Annotated in this window: 19 protein-coding genes; 6 read left to right on the top strand and 13 right to left on the bottom strand. The window is 63.0% G+C overall.

The window, feature by feature from the left end; all coding sequences use genetic code 11:
• Positions 1–61 precede the first annotated feature (61 nt).
• Entirely contained in the window at positions 62–379 is a 318-nt protein-coding gene (locus tag PFU01S_RS08870) for a hypothetical protein (protein WP_028687184.1), read from the bottom strand.
• Positions 380–718: 339 nt separating this feature from the next.
• Here PFU01S_RS08870 and PFU01S_RS08865 point away from each other — a divergent pair, with 339 nt between their 5' ends.
• Positions 719–2,785, top strand: a complete 2,067-nt coding sequence (locus tag PFU01S_RS08865) for an AsmA family protein (protein ID WP_027915305.1) — start codon at positions 719–721, stop codon at positions 2,783–2,785.
• A gap of 339 nt (positions 2,786–3,124) precedes the next feature.
• Here PFU01S_RS08865 and PFU01S_RS08855 read toward each other — a convergent pair whose 3' ends face one another.
• Complete coding sequence (locus PFU01S_RS08855; protein WP_023534650.1) at positions 3,125–3,655, bottom strand: ferritin-like domain-containing protein; 531 nt, start codon at positions 3,653–3,655, stop codon at positions 3,125–3,127.
• A 49-nt stretch (positions 3,656–3,704) separates the two neighbouring features.
• Positions 3,705–4,046: an osmotically-inducible lipoprotein OsmE gene (osmE, locus tag PFU01S_RS08850; protein WP_027915304.1), complete on the bottom strand. Its 342-nt coding sequence runs from the start codon at positions 4,044–4,046 to the stop codon at positions 3,705–3,707.
• Positions 4,047–4,236: 190 nt separating this feature from the next.
• Between osmE and PFU01S_RS08845 the strand changes: the two genes are divergently transcribed.
• The gene (locus PFU01S_RS08845; RefSeq protein ID WP_028687182.1) at positions 4,237–4,524 is read left to right on the top strand and encodes a PsiF family protein; all 288 of its coding nucleotides are present in this window, start codon (positions 4,237–4,239) and stop codon (positions 4,522–4,524) included.
• A gap of 71 nt (positions 4,525–4,595) precedes the next feature.
• Positions 4,596–5,603, top strand: coding sequence for an AI-2E family transporter (locus PFU01S_RS08840; protein ID WP_028687181.1), 1,008 nt, complete (start codon positions 4,596–4,598; stop codon positions 5,601–5,603).
• Between the two features lie 122 nt (positions 5,604–5,725).
• Here PFU01S_RS08840 and PFU01S_RS08835 read toward each other — a convergent pair whose 3' ends face one another.
• Positions 5,726–6,994 carry an Hsp70 family protein gene (locus PFU01S_RS08835; protein ID WP_028687180.1) on the bottom strand — a complete coding sequence of 423 codons (1,269 nt, stop codon included), beginning with the start codon at positions 6,992–6,994 and terminating at the stop codon, positions 5,726–5,728.
• A gap of 164 nt (positions 6,995–7,158) precedes the next feature.
• On the opposite strand from PFU01S_RS08835, the gene cbpA reads away from it, so the two are divergent.
• Positions 7,159–8,115 carry a curved DNA-binding protein gene (gene cbpA, locus PFU01S_RS08830; protein WP_023534572.1) on the top strand — a complete coding sequence of 319 codons (957 nt, stop codon included), beginning with the start codon at positions 7,159–7,161 and terminating at the stop codon, positions 8,113–8,115.
• Positions 8,116–8,117: 2 nt separating this feature from the next.
• Positions 8,118–8,423, top strand: coding sequence for a chaperone modulator CbpM (locus tag PFU01S_RS08825; protein WP_023534557.1), 306 nt, complete (start codon positions 8,118–8,120; stop codon positions 8,421–8,423).
• Positions 8,424–8,512: 89 nt separating this feature from the next.
• On the opposite strand, the gene PFU01S_RS08820 is transcribed toward PFU01S_RS08825, so the two are convergent.
• The 6 genes from PFU01S_RS08820 to urtA all read right to left on the bottom strand — a co-directional run bounded on the left by PFU01S_RS08820 (position 8,513) and on the right by urtA (position 14,611).
• The gene (locus PFU01S_RS08820) at positions 8,513–9,034 is read right to left on the bottom strand and encodes a GNAT family N-acetyltransferase (protein ID WP_028687179.1); all 522 of its coding nucleotides are present in this window, start codon (positions 9,032–9,034) and stop codon (positions 8,513–8,515) included.
• Between the two features lie 31 nt (positions 9,035–9,065).
• A complete protein-coding gene (gene urtE / locus PFU01S_RS08815) occupies positions 9,066–9,764 on the bottom strand; it encodes an urea ABC transporter ATP-binding subunit UrtE (protein ID WP_028687178.1) in 699 nt (232 codons plus the stop codon).
• Positions 9,765–9,838: 74 nt separating this feature from the next.
• The gene (gene urtD / locus PFU01S_RS08810; protein WP_028687177.1) at positions 9,839–10,696 is read right to left on the bottom strand and encodes an urea ABC transporter ATP-binding protein UrtD; all 858 of its coding nucleotides are present in this window, start codon (positions 10,694–10,696) and stop codon (positions 9,839–9,841) included.
• Entirely contained in the window at positions 10,693–11,772 is a 1,080-nt protein-coding gene (gene urtC / locus PFU01S_RS08805; protein WP_027915296.1) for an urea ABC transporter permease subunit UrtC, read from the bottom strand. The genes urtD and urtC overlap by 4 nt, the downstream gene beginning before the upstream one ends.
• Complete coding sequence (urtB, locus tag PFU01S_RS08800; protein ID WP_028687176.1) at positions 11,772–13,259, bottom strand: urea ABC transporter permease subunit UrtB; 1,488 nt, start codon at positions 13,257–13,259, stop codon at positions 11,772–11,774. The genes urtC and urtB overlap by 1 nt, the downstream gene beginning before the upstream one ends.
• A gap of 86 nt (positions 13,260–13,345) precedes the next feature.
• Positions 13,346–14,611 (bottom strand): urea ABC transporter substrate-binding protein, encoded by a 1,266-nt coding sequence (gene urtA, locus PFU01S_RS08795; protein ID WP_028687175.1) that lies wholly within the window; start codon positions 14,609–14,611, stop codon positions 13,346–13,348.
• Positions 14,612–15,056: 445 nt separating this feature from the next.
• On the opposite strand from urtA, the gene PFU01S_RS08790 reads away from it, so the two are divergent.
• The gene (locus PFU01S_RS08790; RefSeq protein ID WP_028687174.1) at positions 15,057–15,353 is read left to right on the top strand and encodes a hypothetical protein; all 297 of its coding nucleotides are present in this window, start codon (positions 15,057–15,059) and stop codon (positions 15,351–15,353) included.
• Between the two features lie 65 nt (positions 15,354–15,418).
• On the opposite strand, the gene cycA is transcribed toward PFU01S_RS08790, so the two are convergent.
• From cycA to PFU01S_RS08775, 3 genes are all read right to left on the bottom strand, one after another.
• Positions 15,419–16,834 carry a D-serine/D-alanine/glycine transporter gene (gene cycA / locus PFU01S_RS08785; RefSeq protein ID WP_027915292.1) on the bottom strand — a complete coding sequence of 472 codons (1,416 nt, stop codon included), beginning with the start codon at positions 16,832–16,834 and terminating at the stop codon, positions 15,419–15,421.
• Positions 16,835–17,075: 241 nt separating this feature from the next.
• Complete coding sequence (locus PFU01S_RS08780) at positions 17,076–18,443, bottom strand: PepSY-associated TM helix domain-containing protein (RefSeq protein WP_028687173.1); 1,368 nt, start codon at positions 18,441–18,443, stop codon at positions 17,076–17,078.
• Positions 18,444–18,498: 55 nt separating this feature from the next.
• Positions 18,499–20,559 carry a TonB-dependent copper receptor gene (locus PFU01S_RS08775; protein ID WP_028687172.1) on the bottom strand — a complete coding sequence of 687 codons (2,061 nt, stop codon included), beginning with the start codon at positions 20,557–20,559 and terminating at the stop codon, positions 18,499–18,501.
• Positions 20,560–20,568: the final 9 nt, after the last annotated feature.

Raw genomic sequence — 20,568 nt, 5'->3', positions numbered from 1 at the left:
AATGGACCGGGCTCGAAGGGGGAGGTCAGGTAGACGACAGCGCGGTGCGTCTTCCATAAGGTCAGCTCACCCGTGCCGTTTGCGACAAGCGATCTGCACCGCCCTCGGCGACACGGGCGCTGCGCTCGATCAGGCGATCGGAACCCCCTTCGGCAACACGGGCGCTGCGCTCGATCAGGCGGTCGGAACCCCCTTCGGCAACACGGGCGCTGCGCTCGATCAACCGGTCGGAGCCGCCTTCGGCGAGTGTTTCAAGTGGTTGGATGGTTTGAGCAGCGCTCGAACGCGATTCGGCCGTCAGGTGCTGCTCGGCACCTGGCAGGGCGAACGCATTGGCTGCAAGCAAGGAAAAGGTGAGGGTCAACAGGTGGCGTTTCATGATTCGGTGCTCCTCTGCGGGGCTGGAAAGTGGGTGTGTAGCCAATGCTACGCCTCGCACCTGCACAGAGAAGTTCATCCGGGTAATGGTAAAAATCGACCCCATTGATATCAGGCGTCAAAGGCTCTATTCAGAGCCTTGCAGGGCCGCCGATGGGCTTGATGGTAGGGGTGCGTAAGGGATGCACCGAGTGAGCATGACGAGCCAAACGCACCCAGACGCGGGAAATTCTTGGCTATCCTCCCCCTGAGATAAAACCCTCACGCCTTTCATCAGTCCCAGATACATGACCCCTCACCGCTACGCTTGTTTTCGCCTTGCCGCATGGAGACTCACGCAATGACGCGCCCCGCCAGAATCATCCTCTGGACCCTGACCACACTGCTGACCGTGCTGGCAATCCTGGTCGTGGTGATTGCCACCTTCGACTGGAACCGCGTCAAGCCGCTGCTCAACGAGAAGGTGTCCGAGGCCTTGCATCGGCCCTTCGCCATCAACGGCAACCTTGCAGTGCACTGGCGCACCGAGCCTGAAGAAGGGGGCTGGCGGGCATGGATACCTTGGCCGCATTTCACGGCTGAAGACCTCACCCTGGGCAACCCGGACTGGCTCAAAGAGCCGCAGATGGTAGCACTGGAGCGCGTGGAGTTTCGCCTGTCGCCGCTGCCCCTGTTGTTTCACCAAGTCAGCATCCCGCGCATCAACTTGACCAAGCCGACTGCCAGCCTGACACGCCTGGCGGACGGCAGGGCCAACTGGAACTTCGACTTCGGCCCGAAAGACGAAAACGAAGCACCGTCCAAATGGGAAATGGACATCGGCGCGATTGGTTTCGACCAAGGTAACGTCAGCTTCGACGACCAGACGCTCAAGGCTCGCATGAAGGTCCAGATCGATCCGCTGGGTAAGCCCATTCCGTTCAGCGACATCGTGGGCAAGGCCACGGCCGAGAAGTCGGCGCCTGCACAGGACTATGCATTCGGCCTCAAGGCGCAGGGGCGCTACAAGGATCAGCCCGTGTCCGGCACTGGCAAGATCGGTGGCCTGCTGGCACTCAAAGCATCCGATCAACCCTTCCCACTGCAAGCGGATGTGCGCATCGCCGACACCCATGTGGTACTGGCCGGTACCCTGACCGATCCGCTCAACCTGGGTGCACTCGACCTGCGACTGCGCCTGTCGGGCGCGAGCCTTGGCAATCTGTTCCCGTTGACCGGCGTGACATTGCCTGACACCCCGGCATATTCCACCGATGGCCACCTTAGCGCCAACCTGCACGCTGAGCAGGGCGCCACCTTCAAGTACCAAGGGTTCAATGGCAAGATCGGTGACAGCGACATTCATGGTGACCTGGCGTACGTCGCCAGCAAGCCTCGGCCCAAGCTCACGGGCAAGCTCGTTTCCAACCAGCTCCTGTTCAAGGACCTGGCGCCACTGATCGGCGCTGACTCCAATGCCGAGCAGAAAGCCCGTGGCGGTGCCAGCAAGCAGCCGTCCGACAAGGTCCTGCCGGTCGAGGAATTTCGTACCGACCGCTGGCGCGCCATGGATGCCGATGTCACCTTCACCGGCAAGCGCATCGTGCACAGCGAGCAGCTTCCCTTCAACGACCTGTCGGCCCACGTGATCCTGGAAGACGGCCTGCTGCGCCTGGAGCCTTTGAGGTTTGGCGTAGCGGGCGGCAACCTGGCATCGCGCATCCGCCTGGACGGCCGCAACGTTCCGTTGCAGGGGCGTGCACGGCTGACCGCCAGGGGATTCAAGCTCAAGCAGCTGTTCCCTTCTTTCGCGCCGATGCAAAGCAGCTTTGGCGAGCTCAATGGGGATGCCGACATTACCGGTAGCGGCAACTCCGTGGCAGCACTGCTCGGTAGCGCCAATGGCGACCTGCGCATGCTGGTCAACGATGGCGCCATCAGCCGCAGCCTCATGGAAATCGCAGGTTTGAACGTGGGCAACTACATCGTCGACAAACTGTTCGGTGATGAAGACGTGAAGATCAACTGCGCCGCTGCCGATGTCGGTATCAAGGATGGCCTTGCCAGCACGCGTCTGTTCATTTTCGATACCGAGAACGCGATCATCTACATCAACGGCACCGCCAACTTCGCCAATGAGCGGCTGGACCTGAAGATCACACCGGAATCCAAGGGGCTGAGGCTGTTCTCCCTGCGCTCGCCGCTGTATGTGCGGGGGGCTTTCGCCAAACCGAGCGCCGGGGTGCAGGCCGTACCGCTGGCGCTGCGCGGTGCCGGCATGGTTGCCCTTGGGGTGGTCGCGGGGCCTGCGGCCGGTCTCCTGGCGCTGGTCGCGCCCAGCAGTGGTGATGATCCCAACCAGTGCACACCGTTGTTGCAGCAGATGAAGGAAGGCAAGGCGCCGGCGGCCGTCAAAGGCCGCAAGTGATGGAAGACGATGGGCGCGGCGGTTCAGAGGTCCTGCCGCGCCCTGCGGCCCTGTTAGCTGCCGAGCTGGAATGCTGGGGGCTGCGCAGCAGCCCCGACCCTCTGAGCTGCCGAGCTGGAATCCCTTGGCGCTGCGTGGCCTGGCAGCCAGCCCAGCACCTCGGCGGGACCGATCACAGGGTTCAGTAACTCAAAGGTCTGGGACAAGACAGTCGGCGCTTCACAATCACCGAGGCTGGGAACGGTCCGATCAGGGCGCCGGACCGACCGCAATGGGCTGCGAAGCAGCCCTGCGTGACGAGCATTACCGCATCAGCGGCCTTGCGTGTTGCGATTGGCCTTACAGACCGTCGAGCAGGTCGGACATGTCATCGGCGTGCTCTTCTTCTTGCGCCAGAATGTCTTCGAAGATACGGCGAGTGGTCGGGTCCTTGTCGCCGATGTACTGGATGATCTCGCGGTAGCTGTCGATGGCGATACGCTCGGCCACCAAGTCTTCCAGGACCATTTCCTTGAGGGTCGCACCTGCCACGTACTGGGCGTGAGAGTTCTTGCTCAGGTTGTCCGGGTTGAAGTCAGGCTCACCGCCCAGTTGCACGATACGCTCGGCCAGCTTGTCGGCATGTTCGGATTCCTGGTTGGCATGCTCCAGGAATTCTTCGGCAGCCACACTGGCCTTGACGCCAGAAGCCATGAAGTAGTGGCGCTTGTAGCGCAGGGTGCAGACCAGCTCGGTGGCCAGCGAATCGTTGAGCAGCTTGATGATGCGCTCGCGATCAGCATTGTAGCCTTCGGTCACTGCACCATTTTCTACATGCTCGCGTGCACGCTGGCGCAGGGTCTGGATATCGGTCATTTCAGTCGTGTTCATGTTTCATCTCCGAAAAGCATCAGGTAGTCGTAGTCAGGTAGCGGAAGCCTTACGCGCCTTTGACGGCCTCGCGGTCTTCTTCACGTTGTTTGCAGGTCTTGAAACCCTTGGCATCCACATGGCCGGTGGCATCGAAGCGCACGTAGTACGGCTGCTGCTTGCCGTCGCGGTTGAGGATGTAATCGTTGCAGGTACCGCCATTGGGCAGGTCGATGACATTGGACGGGCTGCCGCCGATGGCGATCACGCGCTGCATGGTCATGCCATTTTCGACCTGCTTGACCAGGGGCTCGTTGCGGTAGGTCACATAGTCCACCGGGTTTTCCGGGCGGCTGCCGCATGCCGCCAGGGTGGCGCTGGCCAGAAGGATTGCCAGAGTCTGCTTGAACATCGTCCCGCTCCTTGCACAAAAGGGTATGTGCAGGTTTTGAACCTCACGCAGCGCCAGGAGTTCGATCGAGCTAGCCAATTGCCTGCGTGCAAATGGTTGTCGTGCCTTGATGGCAAACCGGGCCTCGCGCCAGGCTTGTCTACACTGCTGGTGTCACCGTGCGTTGGGCGCGGGCTCAGGAGAACACGACATGAAACGGCTGCACATTCCGTTGCTGATGGTTGCGCTGGTGTTCAGCGCCCAGGGCTTTGCGGCAACTACCACCCAGCAGGAAAAGATGAAAACGTGCAATGCAGATGCCACGGCGCAATCGCTCAAGGGCGACGCCCGCAAGGCCTTCATGAGTACGTGCCTGAAGAAACAGGTGCCGCCCACCCAGCAGGAAAAAATGAAGACGTGCAATGCCGACGCCACTGCCAAGGTGCTCAAGGGTGATGAGCGCAAGGCGTTCATGAGTGACTGCCTGAAGAAGAAATGATCGGTGCCTATGCCTGCAGGCCTAACGCTGGCAGACTGCGGATCTTCTTCGCTGGCTGCCGCTGAGGCTGTATGACCTTCACCCCCCGCCAAGTCACCCTGGCAAGTTTGATCATCGTATTCGCAGGCTTGCTGATGGCATTGCCGTTGAAGCTGCTGCCCAGCCTGCTGGCAGGCCTGCTGGTGTTCGAACTGGTCAACATGCTCACGCCGCGCCTGCAGCCGTTGATTGCTGGGCAGCGTGCGCGCTGGCTGGCAGTGGCGCTGCTGGGGACGCTGGTGGTGATCAGCCTTGCGCTGTTGATCGCCGGGGCATTCAGCTTCCTGTTGCATGAAGCGGAAAATCCAGGCGCTTCGCTGGACAAGTTCATGGCGCTGGTGGAGCGGGCACGCGGCCAGTTGCCGCCGTTCATCGAGGGCTACCTGCCGGCCAGCGCGGCAGAGTTCAAAGTGGCGATCGGCGACTGGATCAAGAGCCACCTCAGTGATTTGCAACTGGTGGGCAAGGGCATGGCGCACATGTTCGTGACCCTGCTGATCGGCATGATCCTGGGGGCTATCGTCGCCCTGCAGCGCATACCCGACATCTCTCGGCGCAAGCCACTGGCTGCCGCCCTGTTCGAGCGCATGAGCCTGCTGGTCCAGGCGTTTCGCAACATCGTTTTCGCCCAGATCAAGATTTCCCTGCTCAATACCGCATTCACCGGTATCTTCCTGGCCGTGGTGCTGCCGCTGTTCGGGGTGCATCTGCCGCTGACCAAGACCTTGATCGTGCTGACGTTCCTGTTGGGTCTGCTACCGGTCATTGGCAACCTCATGTCCAACACCCTGATCACCATCGTGGGGTTGTCGTTGTCGGTGTGGGTGGCTGCGGCGGCGTTGGTCTACCTGATCGTCATCCACAAGGTGGAGTACTTCCTCAACGCCAAGATCGTCGGGGGGCAGATCAGGGCCAAGGCTTGGGAGCTGCTGTTGGCGATGCTGGTGTTCGAAGCGGCGTTCGGCCTGCCGGGGGTGGTGGCAGGGCCGGTCTATTACGCCTATCTCAAGAGCGAGCTGCGCAGGATGGAGCTGGTTTGAATGCGGCCACGGCGGGCCTGCTCAGGGCATAGCAGGGCCGGCGTCAGGCTTGGTCAGGCGGTGTTGACCAGCGCCACCGCCAACGAGGGGCGACCCAAGCGCCCTGTACCCCGGTCATTTCGTCACGCGCCGTAGCGCTTGCGTGCCTCAATGGCCAGCCCACTGCCGATGCTGCCAAAGATGTTGCCTTCCACATGACGGGCATTGGGCAACATCGCCGCCACGCTGTTGCGCAGGGCTGGAATGCCGCTGGAGCCGCCCGTGAAAAATACCGTGTCGACCTGGCCCTGGCTGACCCCGGCCTTGGCCAGCAAGTCCGTGACACTGGCCCGCACCCGTTCCAGCAGGCTTTCGATGGCCATCTCGAACAAGCTGCGAGACAGGTCCACGCCAAGGCCGGGTTCGATGCGGCCGAGGTCGACATGACGACTGGGCTGTTCGGTCAGCTCGATCTTGCTGGCTTCCACTTCCATGGCCAGCCAATGCCCGGCGCGCTCCTCAATGAGCTTGAACAGCCGATCCACGCCGAGGGTGTCCTCGATGTCGTAGCGCATGTTGCCCAAGGCCAACTGCGACTTCTGTGAGTACAAGGCGTTGATCGTGTGCCAAGTGGCCAGGTTCAGGTGATAGCTGGTTGGCATCAAGGCACCGCTTTTCATGCGGCTGCCATAACCGAACAGCGGCATCACCCCTTGCAGGCTCAGCTGCTTGTCGAAGTCCGTGCCGCCGATGTGTACGCCACCGGTCGCAAGGATGTCGCTCTGGCGCTCGGCTACCGCGTGCCGCTCAGGCGACAGCCTGATGAGGGTGAAGTCGGAAGTACCGCCGCCGATATCGACGATCAGCACCAGTTCCTCCCGGCTGATGCCCGACTCGTAGTCGAACGCCGCAGCGATGGGCTCGTACTGGAACGACACGTCCTTGAAGCCGATCTTGCGTGCTACCTCGGCCAGCGTGTCCTCGGCTTCCTGGTCGGCTGCCGGGTCCTCGTCGACGAAGAATACCGGGCGGCCGAGTACCACCTGATCGAACTCACGGCCGGCCTCGGCCTGCGCGCGGTTTTTCAGCTCACCGATGAACATGCCCAGCAGGTCCTTGAACGGCAGTGCGCTGCCCAGCACGCTGGTGTCGTGCTTGATCAACTTGGACCCGAGCAGGCTCTTGAGCGAGCGCATCAGGCGCCCCTCGTAGCCTTCGAGGTATTCGTGCAGGGCCAGCCGACCGTAGACAGGGCGGCGCTCCTCGATGTTGAAGAACACCACCGAGGGCAACGTGATCTTGCCGTCTTCCAGGGCAATCAGCGATTCCGTGCCCGGTCGGTGCCAGCCAACCGTCGAGTTGGAGGTGCCAAAGTCGATGCCAAGGGCGCGGGCCGGGGATACGTCGGACATGGGGAAAAGGCTTCCGGAGGCAAAACGGCCGCGCAGTGTATGCCAGCTGGCGACAGAATCAAGACCGGTCGTCTGCCATGGAGCAACCCCAAGCGGGCCTTGAAAGGCTATGCTTGATCCCTATCTTCTCCAGCAACACGCACATTCTCACTGGTGATCCCTAGATGGACTTCAAAGACTACTACAAGATACTTGGCGTAGAGCCCACAGCGGACGACAAGGCGATCAAGGCCGCTTACCGCAAGCTGGCCCGCAAGTATCACCCTGATGTCAGCAAAGAGCGCGACGCCGAAGACAAATTCAAGGAAGCCAACGAGGCCTACGAAGTGCTGGGCGATGCGCAGAAACGCGCCGAATTCGATGAAATTCGCAAGTACGGCGGCCAGCATGGTCGGCCATTCCAGGCGCCGCCAGGCTGGGAAAGCCGAGGCGGGGCCGGAGGCGGTTTCGAGAGTGGCGATTTTTCGGACTTTTTCAGCTCGATGTTCGGCGGTCGTGGAGGCAACCCGTTCGGGGGCGCCCGTCAACAACAGCGCAGTGCCGGCAGGCGAGGGCAGGACGTGGAGCTTGAACTGGCGGTATTTCTGGAAGAAACCCTGAGCAAGGAGTCCAAGCAGATCAGCTTCCAGGTTCCGCAAACCAATGCCATGGGCCAGCGTACGGGGTTCACCACCAAGACCCTGAACGTCAAGATCCCGGCCGGCGTGACCGATGGCGAGCGCATTCGCCTCAAGGGCCAGGGTGCCCCGGGTGTCGGTGGCGGTGCCAATGGCGATTTGTTCCTGACCATCCGCATGGCCCCGCACCCGCTGTTCGACGTCGAGGGGCATGACCTGATCATCACCGTGCCGCTGGCGCCTTGGGAAGCGGCCTTGGGCACCAAGGTGGCGGTGCCCACGCTCGAAGGCAGGATCAACCTGACCATCCGCCCCGACAGCCAGAGCGGGCAGCGCCTGCGGGTGCCAGGCAAGGGCCTGGCCGACAAGCATGGCCAGCGCGGCAACCTCTATGCACAGCTCAAGGTCGTCATGCCGACCACCTCTGACGAATCTACCCGGGAACTGTGGGCCAAGCTTTCCGAGAAGGCCGCGTTCGACCCGAGGGCACAATGGAGTAAGTGATCATGAGCAGCACCCTGATCGTTCAACTGGACATGCATACCTTGTGTCAGGAAGCCGACCTTACGGCGGACTGTGTGATCGAGATCGTCGAGCACGGCATTGTGGAGCCAACCGGGCGCAGGCCTGAAGACTGGCTGTTCGACGATCAGGCACCGCTGCTGGCAAGGCGCGCGGCCAAGCTGCACCAGGAGTTGGAGCTGGAATGGGAAGGCGTGGCGCTGGCCCTGGAATTGCTCCAGGAGGTGCAGCAGCTGCGCAACGAGAACAGCATGCTGCGCCAGCGCCTGGGCAGGTTCACGCAGATGTGAGGGGAATCAGGCGCGGGCAGGGCTGGAGCGCTGGCCTGCGCAGCCTTGTGTCACCGGGCAAGGCTGCGTGAGGGCGGCCTTGCCCAGTGTCATGGCAGGTCTGGCTCGGCCCCTGGGTTCAGCACCCGCTGCATGAAGGTCAGGTCCAGCCAGCGCCCGAACTTCACCCCCACCTGCGGCATCTGCCCGGTGACCACGAACCCCAGCTGCTCGTGCAGGTGCACAGACGCTGCGTTGCCGCTTTCGATGGCCGCGACCATGACGTGCTTGCCGCCACCTTGTGCGCGCTCGATCAATGCACGCATCAGCGCCGGCCCAAGCCCTTTGCCGCGCTGATCGCTGCGCACGTACACCGAATGCTCGACCGTGTGGCGGAAGCCCTCGAACGGGCGCCAGTCCCCGAACGAGGCGTAGCCCAGCACGTCGGCGCCGTCCACGGCCACCAGTATCGGGTAACCCTGTTGCGCACGGGCGTCGAACCAGGCCTGGCGGTTAGCCAGGTCCACCGGCGTCTCGTTCCAGATAGCCGTGGTGTTGCGCACGGCATCGTTGTAGATGTCGAGGATGGCCGGTAGGTCGGCAGGCAGGGCGTCGCGGATTTCGTGACTCATGGCAGCGTCTCGCTAGGTCGAAGCGTGCAGGTTAAATGGTTACCAGCCCGCGTACACCTTCGGCCTGCATGTTTTCGCCCCGGCCACGCTGTACGATCTGGCCGCGGGCCATGACCAGGTAGTGATCCGCCAATGCTTCGGCAAAATCGTAAAACTGCTCGACCAGCAGGATGGCCATGTCGCCGCGCTGCGCCAGCCGCTGGATCACCGTGCCTATTTCCTTGATCACCGAAGGCTGGATGCCTTCGGTGGGCTCATCGAGAATCAGCAGGCGCGGACGACTGGCCAGTGCCCGGCCAATAGCCAGCTGCTGTTGCTGCCCCCCGGACAAATCCCCGCCACGGCGTTGCTTCATTTGTTCGAGCACAGGGAACAACTCGTAGATGAAGGCAGGCACTTCACGTGCCTCGCGCCCCGGAAAGCGTGACAAGCCCATCAGCAGGTTTTCCTCGACGCTCAGGCGCGGGAAAATTTCGCGGCCCTGCGGTACGTACGCGATGCCGGCCTGCACCCGTTGGTGCGGCTTGAGTGCGGTAATGGGCTTTCCTTCCCATTCCACGCTGCCTTCGCGCACAGGCACCAGGCCCATCAGGCAACGCAGCAACGTGGTCTTGCCCACGCCATTGCGACCCAGCAGGCAGGTGACCTCGCCCAGCCTGGCTTCGAAGGACAGGCCGCGCAGGATGTGGCTGCCGCCGTAGTACTGGTGCAGCGTATCGATCTTGAGCATGCGAGGCTCCTGAAGTAACCGGTTGTGCGACCCCGGTAGCTCACCGGTGTACGCATGATTAAACGTGCGCTTGCTCAACGACCGAGGTACACCTCGACCACACGATCATCGGCCTGCACCTGCTCAAGCGACCCCTCAGCCAGCACCGAACCCTGGTGCAGCACCGTCACATGGTCGGCGATGCTGCCCACGAACCCCATGTCATGCTCGACCACCATCAGCGAGTGCTTGCCTGCAAGCCCCTTGAACAGCTCGGCAGTGAAGGCGGTTTCGGCGTCGGTCATGCCGGCCACGGGTTCATCGAGCAACAGCAATTGGGGTTCCTGGACCAGCAGCATGGCAATTTCCAGAAATTGCTTCTGGCCGTGGGACAGCAGCCCGGCCTGGCGCGAGGCCAGCCCGTTCAGGCGCACGGTGGTCAGGACTTCGTCGATCCTGTCGCGTTGCTCGCCGCTCAAGCGCGACCTCAGGCTCGCCCACACCGACTTGTCGGTCTTGAGCGCCAGCTCGAGGTTTTCGTACAGGCTCAACGCCTCGAACACCGTGGGTTTCTGGAACTTGCGGCCGATACCCGCCTGGGCAATCTGGTATTCGCTCATGCGCGTCAGGTCGAGCGTGTCGCCAAAGTAGGCACTGCCTGCGCTGGGCCGTGTCTTGCCGGTGATCACGTCCATCATCGTGGTCTTGCCGGCGCCGTTCGGGCCGATGATGCAGCGCAGCTCGCCCACGCCGATATACAGCGTCAGCGCATTGAGCGCCTTGAACCCATCGAAACTGACGCTTACCTCTTCAAGGCTCAGCACGGTGCCGTGCCGCGCGTCCAGGCCAGGTACCCGGGCATGGCCCAGGCCTATGGCGTCGCGGCCGATACCCTGCGGGTCGAAGGCAGGTTCGAGCATGAACTCCGGGTGTACCGGGGGCAGGCCTCTCATGGCTGGCTCCTTTTGTTCCACAGGCCGACCAGGCCCTTGGGCAAGTACAGGGTCACGAGGATGAACAGCGCGCCGAGGAAAAACAGCCAGAATTCCGGGAAAGCCACGGTGAACCAGCTCTTCATGCCGTTGATCAGCCCTGCGCCCAGCAGGGGACCGATCAGGGTGCCGCGCCCGCCCAGCGCCACCCAGACAGCGGCCTCGATGGAGTTGGTGGGCGACATCTCGCTAGGGTTGATGATGCCGACCTGTGGCACGTACAACGCGCCTGCCAGGCCACACAGCATGGCACTGAGCACCCATACCAGCAGCTTGAAACCACGCGGGTCGTAGCCACAGAACATCAATCGGTTCTCGGCATCGCGAACGGCTGTCAACAAGCGCCCGAACTTGCTGCGCGTCAGCCGCCAGCACAGGTACAGGCTTGCGACCAGCAGTGCGACGGTGAGCAGGAACAGCACCGCGCGGGTCCCGGGTGCGGCGATGTCGAAGCCCAGCAGGGTGCGAAAGCTGGTGAAACCGTTGTTGCCGCCAAAACCGGTCTCATTGCGAAAGAACAGCAACATCCCGGCAAAGGTCAGGGCCTGGGTCATGATCGAGAAGTACACACCCTTGATCCGCGAGCGGAAGGCAAACCAGCCGAACACCAGGGCCAGCATGCCAGGCGCCAGCACCGCCAGGCACAAGGCCCAGGCAAAGTGCTGGGTCCCTGCCCAGTACCAGGGCAGCTCGCTCCAGGACAGGAACGTCATGAAACCCGGCAGCCCGTCCCCGGCGGCCTGGCGCATCAAGTACATCCCCATGGCATAGCCGCCCAGGGCAAAGAACAGGCCATGGCCAAGCGACAACAGCCCCGCATAGCCCCAGACCAGGTCAAGGGCCAGGGCCACGATGGCGTAACAGAGGATCTTGCCCACCAGTGTGAGCACATAGGCCGACACATGCAGGGCATGATCGGCGGGCAGCAGTGACAACAGCGGCAAGGCGAGCAGCAGGGTCAGGGCGGCGATACCCAGCGCCAGCGACAGGCGAGGGCCGGCTTTGTGCGCGGCGGTGACAAGCAGTGGCTGGTTCATCAGTCGATCACCCGTCCCTTGAGGGCAAACAGGCCTTGCGGGCGCTTCTGGATGAACAGAATGACCAGCGCAAGGATGAGGATCTTGCCGAGCACCGCACCGATCTGCGGCTCCAGCAGTTTGTTGGCGATGCCCAGCCCGAACGCCGCCCAGAGGCTTCCGGCCAGTTGGCCGACCCCCCCTAGCACCACCACCAGGAATGAATCGATGATGTAGCTTTGCCCCAGGTCCGGCCCTACGTTGCCGACCTGGCTCAAGGCCACGCCGCCCAGGCCTGCGATGCCCGAGCCCAGGCCGAAGGCGAGCATGTCCACACGCCCGGTGGACACGCCGCAGCAGGCCGCCATGTTGCGGTTCTGGGTGACGGCGCGCACGTTCAGGCCCAGACGCGTGCGGTTGAGCAGCAGCCAGGTCAGCAGCACCACGGCCAGGGCGAAGGCGATGATCACCAGGCGGTTGTAGGGCAGGATCAGGTTGGGCAGGACCTGGATGCCACCCGACAACCAGGCCGGGTTGCTGACCTCGACGTTCTGTGCGCCGAACAGCAACCGCACAGCCTGGATCAGGATCAGGCTGATGCCCCAAGTGGCCAGCAGGGTTTCCAGGGGCCGGCCGTACAGGTGGCGGATCACCGTGCGCTCCAGCGCCATGCCGACACCGGCACTGACGGCGAACGCCACGGGCAGGGCGATCAGCGGGTAAAACTCCAGGGCGCCCGGGGCGTAGCGCTGCACCACGACCTGCACCATGTAGGTGCTGTAGGCGCCGAGCATCAGCATCTCGCCGTGCGCCATGTTGATCACCCCCAAAAGGCCGAACGTGATCGCCAGCCCCAGCGCCGCCAACAGCAGGATCGACCCCAGCGACAGGCCACTGAAGGCCTGGCCGAGCACTTCACCGACCAGCAGCTTGCGCTTGACCTGGGCCAGGCTGGTTTCGGCGGCGGTACGCACCGTGGGGTCCGTTTCCATCTCTGGTTGCAACAGTGTCTCCAGGCGGGTGCGGGCCGTTGGGTCACCGGTTTCTCCCAACAGGCGCACGGCCGCCAGGCGCACCGACGGGTCGCTGGCACCGAGCTGCAGGTTGGCCAGCGCCAGGCCCAAGGCTGCCCGCACGGCCGCATCCGGCTCGCTGGCGTAGCGCCGGTCGAGCAAGGCGACCTGGGCCGGTTGTGCGCTCTTTTGCAACTGCCTGGCGGCAGCCAGCCGGGTGGCGCTGTCGTCACTGAGTAACCGGTGGCTGGCCAGGGCATTGTCGATCAGCCCGCGCAGGCGGTTGTTCAGGCGCACCTTGCGGTTGTCGTCCTTGGCAATGCGGCCGGCCTGCAGGTTTTCCAACAGCGCCAGCCGGCCCGGCTCGGGTTGGGCGGCCCAGGTATCGAGCAGGCGCGCCTGCTCGGCGGGCTTGGCGGCGAGGAAAAACTCGCCCTCGCTGGCTTGGGCTGCCATGGGCAGCAGCAGTAGCAGGGTAAGCAGGAATCTGAGCATGAGGCTCTCCTGTAAATCAGCGCTTACGCGCAGGCGTACCCGAACGCCGGGCCGCCTACGGGCGGGCTGCAAAGCAGCCTTGGGCCTCAGTTGCCTTTCACGGCGTAATCAGGGCGCTTGTCGTTGCCTGGGATGAAGGGGCTCCAGGGTTGTGCCCGCAGCGGTTGCTCGGTCTCCCACACCACGCTGAACTGCCCATCGTCCTGGATCTCGCCGATCATCACGGGCTTGTGCAGGTGGTGATTGGTCTTGTCCATGGTCAGGGTGTAGCCCGAAGGGGCCTTGAAGGTCTGCCCGGCCAGCGCTTCGCGCACCTTGTCCACATCGGTGGATTTGGCTTTTTCCGCCGCCTGCGCCCACATGTGAATGCCCACATAGGTGGCTTCCATCGGATCGTTAGTTACCGCCTTGTCGGCGCCAGGCAGGCCTTTGGCCTTGGCATACGCCTTCCAATCAGCGACGAACTTCTGGTTGACCGGGTTATCCACCGACTCGAAGTAGTTCCAGGCGGCCAAATGACCCACCAACGGCTTGGTGTCGATGCCCCGCAGCTCTTCTTCCCCCACCGAGAACGCCACGACCGGCACATCGGTCGCTTTCAGGCCCTGGTTGGCCAGCTCTTTGTAGAAAGGCACGTTGGAGTCGCCGTTGACGGTAGAGATGACCGCGGTCTTGCCGCCAGCGGAGAACTTCTTGATGTTGGCGACGATGGTCTGGTAGTCGGCGTGGCCGAACGGCGTGTAGACCTCCTCGATGTCCTTGTCGGCCACGCCCTTGCTGTGCAGGAACGCACGCAGAATCTTGTTGGTGGTGCGCGGGTAGACGTAGTCGGTGCCCAGCAGGAAGAAGCGCTTGGCGCCGCCGCCATCCTCGCTCATCAGGTATTCCACCGCCGGAATCGCTTGCTGGTTGGGCGCAGCGCCGGTGTAGAAGACGTTCGGCGACATCTCCTCGCCTTCGTATTGCACCGGGTAGAACAGCAGGCCATTGAGCTCCTCGAATACCGGCAATACCGATTTGCGCGACACCGACGTCCAGCAACCGAACACCACCGCGACCTTGTCCTGGGTCAGCAACTGGCGGCTTTTTTCGGCGAACAGCGGCCAGTTGGACGCCGGGTCCACCACCACCGGCTCCAGCATCTTGCCGTTCACCCCACCTTTGGCGTTGATCTCATCGATGGTCATCAAGGCCATGTCCTTGAGCGACGTCTCGGAGATGGCCATGGTCCCGGACAGCGAATGCAGGATGCCGACCTTGATGGTCTCGGCGGCCTGGAGGCTCCAGCTAAGGCCCATCGCCGCCATCGAGGCGCTGAGGGTGAAGGCCTTGATCAGACTGCGTCGCTTCATGTGCTCTCTCCGCTGAGTTGTTGTGGTGTGGGCAGAAGGGCGATTGCAAAGGCTGTGCCGTGGTGCGCAAGGCTGCGGTCTAGAAGGGTTGTGCTTCTATGCAGGGCTTGGATAGGGGCCAGGTTGGTGCTTGCGCGACTGGCCTGCACAGGATTGGGTCCAGGGCGGTGAACAGTTTTGACACATAAGCGGTACTTGAGTACCGTTCGGCACCGCAGTAGATTCTGCGACCGGGATTGGCGTCCCGTTTTACAGAGAGATCGAGCATTGACGCTCCTTGCGACTTTGCTCTGCATGGCTGCACCCGTCATGGGCGGAGCCGTGTGTGGGAGCCTTCGGGCTCACCGGTTCTCTCTGCCGGCACGCCAACCCGCACGGCTCCGTCCACCCATATTGGCGTATGGGCTCGGAGCGTCATAAAGAGAGAGCTGCAAGGAGATGCACCATGCTCAAGAAGATCGTTCCTGATCCACCCCACACATCGCGTTCCGTGACCGCCAGTGCCGATTTCGGCACCTGCAATCAGGCTCATGATCCAATACTGTCGGTTCAGGCTGGAATCGATAGCGAGGATGCACTTGTGTGCGCCGTTGCCGCGCTGAAAGCGGCTTATGAAACCAATGCCGCAGCACTGGAAAGGGTGGGAGAGCCGCTTCGTAGTTTACTGACCGCGACGGAAAACTCGCTAGAGAAAGGCTTGGCCCTGGCCGAGGCAGTGCTCAAGGGGTTGGAGCAAGGCTGAAGCGGCCTGGCTGTTGTGCGCCCATTCGCCAGTTCTGCCTGAGAATGGGCTGCACAGTTTCCTCATCAGTTGCTCGACGACCCACGTACGGCAGTACGCGGCTGGCGCCGGCTACGCACGAACTGGTAGGTCACCGCCAGGATCACAAACCAGATCGGCGTCACCAGCAGCGCCGAGCGGGTGTCGGCTTCCAGGCTCAGCAGCACCAGGATGCCGGCGAAGAACGCCAGGCACACGTAGCACATCAAGCGCCCGCCAGGCATCTTGTAAATCGACTGCTCGTGCAGCGCTGCGCGGTGCTTGCGGTAGCTCAGGTACGACAGCAGGATCAACGTCCAGACGAACATGAACAGCACCGCCGACACCGTGGTGACCAGGGTGAAGGCTTCGATCACGTTCGGGACCAGGTAGATCAGCACCGCGCCGAGCAACAGGCACAGGCAGGAGAAGTACAAGCCGTTGGCCGGCACGGCGCGACGGGACAGTTTCTCGAACGCTTTGGGCGCATCGCCTTCCTGGGCCAGGCCGAACAGCATGCGGCTGGTGGAGAACACCCCGCTGTTGGCCGACGAGGCCGCCGAGGTCAGCACCACGAAATTGATGATGCTCGCCGCCGCTGGCAGGCCTGCCAGCACGAACAGTTCCACGAACGGGCTCTTGCCCGGAACCACGTCGCGCCATGGGGTCACGGCCATGATCGCGATCAGTGCCAGTACATAGAACACGATGATGCGGATCGGGATCGAGTTGATCGCCCTGGGCAGCGTGCGCTCCGGGTTCTTGGCTTCGGCCGCCGTGGTGCCGACCAGCTCGATGCCCACGAAGGCGAACACCGCGATCTGGAACCCGGCGAAGAAGCCCATCACGCCATGGGGGAACATGCCGCCGTCATTCCACAGGTTGGCCAGTTGAGCCGTGCGCCCGCTGGGGGAGGTGAAGCCGGTGATGACCATGTACAGGCCGGTGGCGACCAGGCCCAGAATGGCGATGATCTTGATCAGGGCAAACCAGAACTCCATTTCGCCGAACAGCTTGACCGTGACCAGGTTCAGCGACAGCAGCACGGCCACGCAGGTGAGCGCCGGTATCCACTGAGGCAGGTCGGGGAACCAGAACTGGGTATAGGCCGCAATGGCCACCACGTCGGCGATGCCAGTGACCACCCAGCAGAACCAGTAGGTCCAGCCGGTGAAGTAGCCTGCCCAGGGACCGAGCAGGTCGGCGGAGAAGTCGATGAACGACTTGTAGTTCAAGTTCGACAGCAGCAGTTCGCCCATTGCGCGCATGACGAAGAACAGCATGAAACCGATGATCATGTAGACGAAGATGATCGACGGCCCAGCCAGGCTGATGGTCTTGCCCGAGCCCATGAACAGGCCGGTGCCGATGGCACCGCCAATGGCGATGAGCTGGATGTGTCGGTTGGTGAGGTTGCGTTGCAGGTGTTGATCGTCGGATGGAGTCGGCGCAGTTTGCGTCATAGGCTGCATTCCCTTGTAGAGGTCAGTCGCGTTGGCTGACGTAGCCGGCTAGGCTATCACGCACTGCAAAGGTGCGGGCGTGACAGATCGACACGATATCGTGAGTGCAGGGCGCTTTAGAAATGATCAGGGTCAAGCGTCGGCGCTTTGGACAATAAAGCTGCACCGACCGGCAGGGCCGTGAAACGCTCGGCGGGCCTTTCGGCTCGCCTGAGGTTCCACGACAGCCGCCTACCGTGCCCTATGCCTGCGCCGCCAACCTGGCGCGCCGTACCATCAGGTTGTCGAGTACCCACATCAGCACCATCGACACCCCCACCAAGGGGAAGACGAGCCCCAATGCCAGCATCACTACCACGGCCGTCTTCCAGCGCGGCAGGTCGTGGCGCAACGGGGGGACGCCCAGGCCGCCTTCGGGCCTGCGCTTCCACCACATCACCAAGCCACTGACCGACCCCAGCAGAATCATCAGGCACACCAGCGCAATGACGATCTGGTTCAGCGGGCCGAACATCTTGCCCTCGTGCAGCATGACCCCCAGTTCCGTGGCGCGGGCCACAGGGCTGTAGTCCTGCCAGCGCACATCGGCCAGCACCTTGCCGGTGTACTGGTCCACATGCAGGGTGGCATCGTTGCGTGGATCGTCGGCGAACACCGCAACGGTGAATACGCCGTCGGCCGTGGTAGGCAAGGTAATGCTGTAGCCCGGCTCCACCTGCCGCGCCGTGGCGATGTCCTCGACTTGTTGAACGCCCACGTTCGGTGCGGCCGGTTGGCTGGACAGGGTGTGATGCCCGGCGTGCTCGGCATGGGCGCCGGACTGGGGCATCGGCGTGTTCTCCACGGCCCAGGGCACGGTCTGGCGGTGAGCATGGTTGAGCTCGCGTGCCTGCTGGTCCGACTTCGGCACATCGTTCCACATCGCTACCGGAAAGCGGTTCCACAGGTCGGCATATTGCTTGCCCCAGAACCCGGTCCAGGTCATGCCGCTGAGCAGCATCAACAGCAGCAGCGCCGAGCCCCAGAACCCACTGACCGCATGCAGGTCGCGCCAGAACAGCCGGCCTCGGGCGGCCAGGCGCGGCCACAGTACGCCTGCGCCCAGGCGCCCGCGTGGCCACCACAGGTACAGGCCCGAAACCACCAGCACGACGCCCCAGCCTGCGGCCAGTTCCACCAGGCGATCACCCAGGGTGCCCACCATCAATTCGCCGTGCAGGGCGCGGGCGATGGCTTGCAGGTTGCGCTTGCCGTCCTGCTCGCCGAGGATCTTGCCGCTGTACGGGTCGACGAACACATTCAGCTCGCGCCCGCCGTCGTGCACCACGAACTGCGCACTGCGCTGCGCGTTCAGCGGCGGCAGGTACTGGCCCACATGGCCTTCGGGGTACGCCGTGCGCACCTCGGCCAGCATCACATCGGCCCCTTGGCGATGATGGCCGGCCTCGACCACCATCAGGTCGCGGTACAGCCACGGATCGAGCTGCGGCTTGAACAGGTACACGAGCCCGGTAAGTGCCAGCAGGATCATGAAGGGGGCCACGAACAGCCCTGCATAGAAATGCCAACGCCAGGCCAGGTTGTAGAATGAAACGCGTGTTCCTCTCATGGGAACCTCCAGGTAAACGCACAGGGCGCGGTCACTGCCGCGCCCGCGGTGGATGTCAGAAGCTGAAATCGACTTTGGTCCAGACGGTCCGGCCGGGCTCGTTGACCGGTTGAGGGTCGCTGGCCGGGTAGCCGAAACCGGCGTTGCCTGCCAGGTTCAGGTGTTCGGCGTAGGTCTTGTCGAACAGATTGTCGACCCCGGCGCTGAGTTTCAGATTTTTACTGACCTTGTACGCGCCGTTGAGCGAGAACACCCCAAACCCTGCACTGGCGTCATAGTCCTTGCCGACCACATTGCCCTGGTTGAAGGCGATGCGGTTCTGCGCCGCGACCAGCCGCCAGAGCGCACCTGCACTCCATGCATCGCGGCTGTACGTCAGGCCCAGGCGGCTTTCCAGGGGCGGCATCTGGGGCAGCGCCTTGCCGTCGCTGCTGTTCTTGCCCCAGGCGTAGGCCAGCGTGGCATCGGCCTTCCAGGTATCGCTCAGCGAGTAGGCCGCACCCACCTCGCCACCCATTATGCGGGCGTCGATGTTCTGCGCCTTTGAAGCCCCCATGCCCATCATGCCGGTGCGGTAGTCGAACAAAATGTAGTCGCGGATCTGACCGACATAGCCCGAAGCCCAGGCTTCAAGCCGTTCGCTACGGTACTGGACACCAAAGTCGAGCTGGGTCGTTTTCTCGGGCTTGATGCCGTCGAAGGCATTGACCGACCCGGTGGGCGCCGTCTTCGGCGAAAACAGCTCCCAGTAGTCCGGGAAGCGCTGGGCGTGCCCAAGGCCAATGTAGGCCGTTGCCGGCAGGGCTGCCATGTCGTGTTCATAGCGCACGAAGCCGCTGGGCAGCGTGTCGGCGCGGGTGTCGTTGCGGGTCGGACTGGCCTGACGCAGATCCCGCGCAGACGCGCGGTCCAGGCGGGCACCGGTGATGACCCGGTCGTCGCCGCTGAGCGACCAGGTCAGCTCGCCGAACACGCCGTAATTGTGGAAATCGGCATCCTTGGTCCAGGCCTGGCCTTTGTGCGCGTCTACACCCATGCCGCCGCGCTGGCGATGCGCGTTGGTCTGCGCGTCGATACCGCTGATCAACTGCACATCGGCCCAGCGCCAGGTCGCCTTGATGCGTGCGCCCATCGTGCGGCGGTCGACGTTGCTGACCATTGGCATGCCCATCATGCCGCTGCCAGAGGGTGTGCGCAGGCTGTAGTTGTCCATTACATGGTCGGCATAGTTGTAATAAGCCTGGGCTTCGAGCTTGTCGAGGACCTCGCCCAGGTTGGACTTTTCAAAGCGCAGGCCCAGGCTTTCACGCTTGAACTGCGAACCGTCCATGCCCCGACCGGCATAGCGCGCCTCCCCATCGCCCTTGCCCGCGGTGAGTTCGAGCAATGTATCGGCATCGGGCGTCCAGCCCAAGGCGACATCGCCGTTCCACTTTTCCCAGCGCGACGGTACCGAATCGCCAGCCCCGTCGTGGTAGTCATCAGCGCGCGACTGATTGCCGACGAAACGGGCATAGGCCTGGCTGTTGCCGGCAGCAGCGTCCAGCACCTTGTCGAAGCGGCCATTGGAGCCGGTGAGCAGGCTGGCATTGACGCGGCTGCCAAGGGTACCGAATGCCTCGGGATCACGCTCGAACAGGACGGTGCCTGCCGAGCCGCCCGGCCCCCAGATCACGCTCTGTGGGCCCTTGATCACGGTCAGTCGGTCGTAGGTTTCCGGGGCGATGTACGAGGTTGGGGCATCCATGCGGTTAGGGCAGGCGCCCAGCATCAGCCCGCCATTGGTGAGGATGTTCAGCCGCGAGCCGAACATGCCGCGCAGTACTGGGTCGCCGTTGGTGCCTCCGGCACGAATGGCCGAAAAACCGGGGATGGTTTTCAGGTAATCGGCACCGTCACTGGCCGGCACGGGCTGGCGAGGGTCCTTGGGGTTGGTGACCACGGTCAGTGGCGAACTGGGGGCGATGGCGGTGATCACCGTAGGGCCGAGTTCAGGTACATCGGATGAATGGGCAAGGTGACCAGGGTCTGCCGCCAGTGCGACAGGCGTCAACAACGAGCCACACAGGGCGGCGATGGTCCCGCGCAGGGACAAAAGAGGGGTGCAGCCGGACATAAGGATTCC

The organism is Pseudomonas fulva NBRC 16637 = DSM 17717 (assembly GCF_000730565.1).
Classification (GTDB): Bacteria; Pseudomonadota; Gammaproteobacteria; order Pseudomonadales; family Pseudomonadaceae; genus Aquipseudomonas; species Aquipseudomonas fulva.
This window is presented reverse-complemented; position numbering and strand designations above follow the sequence as displayed.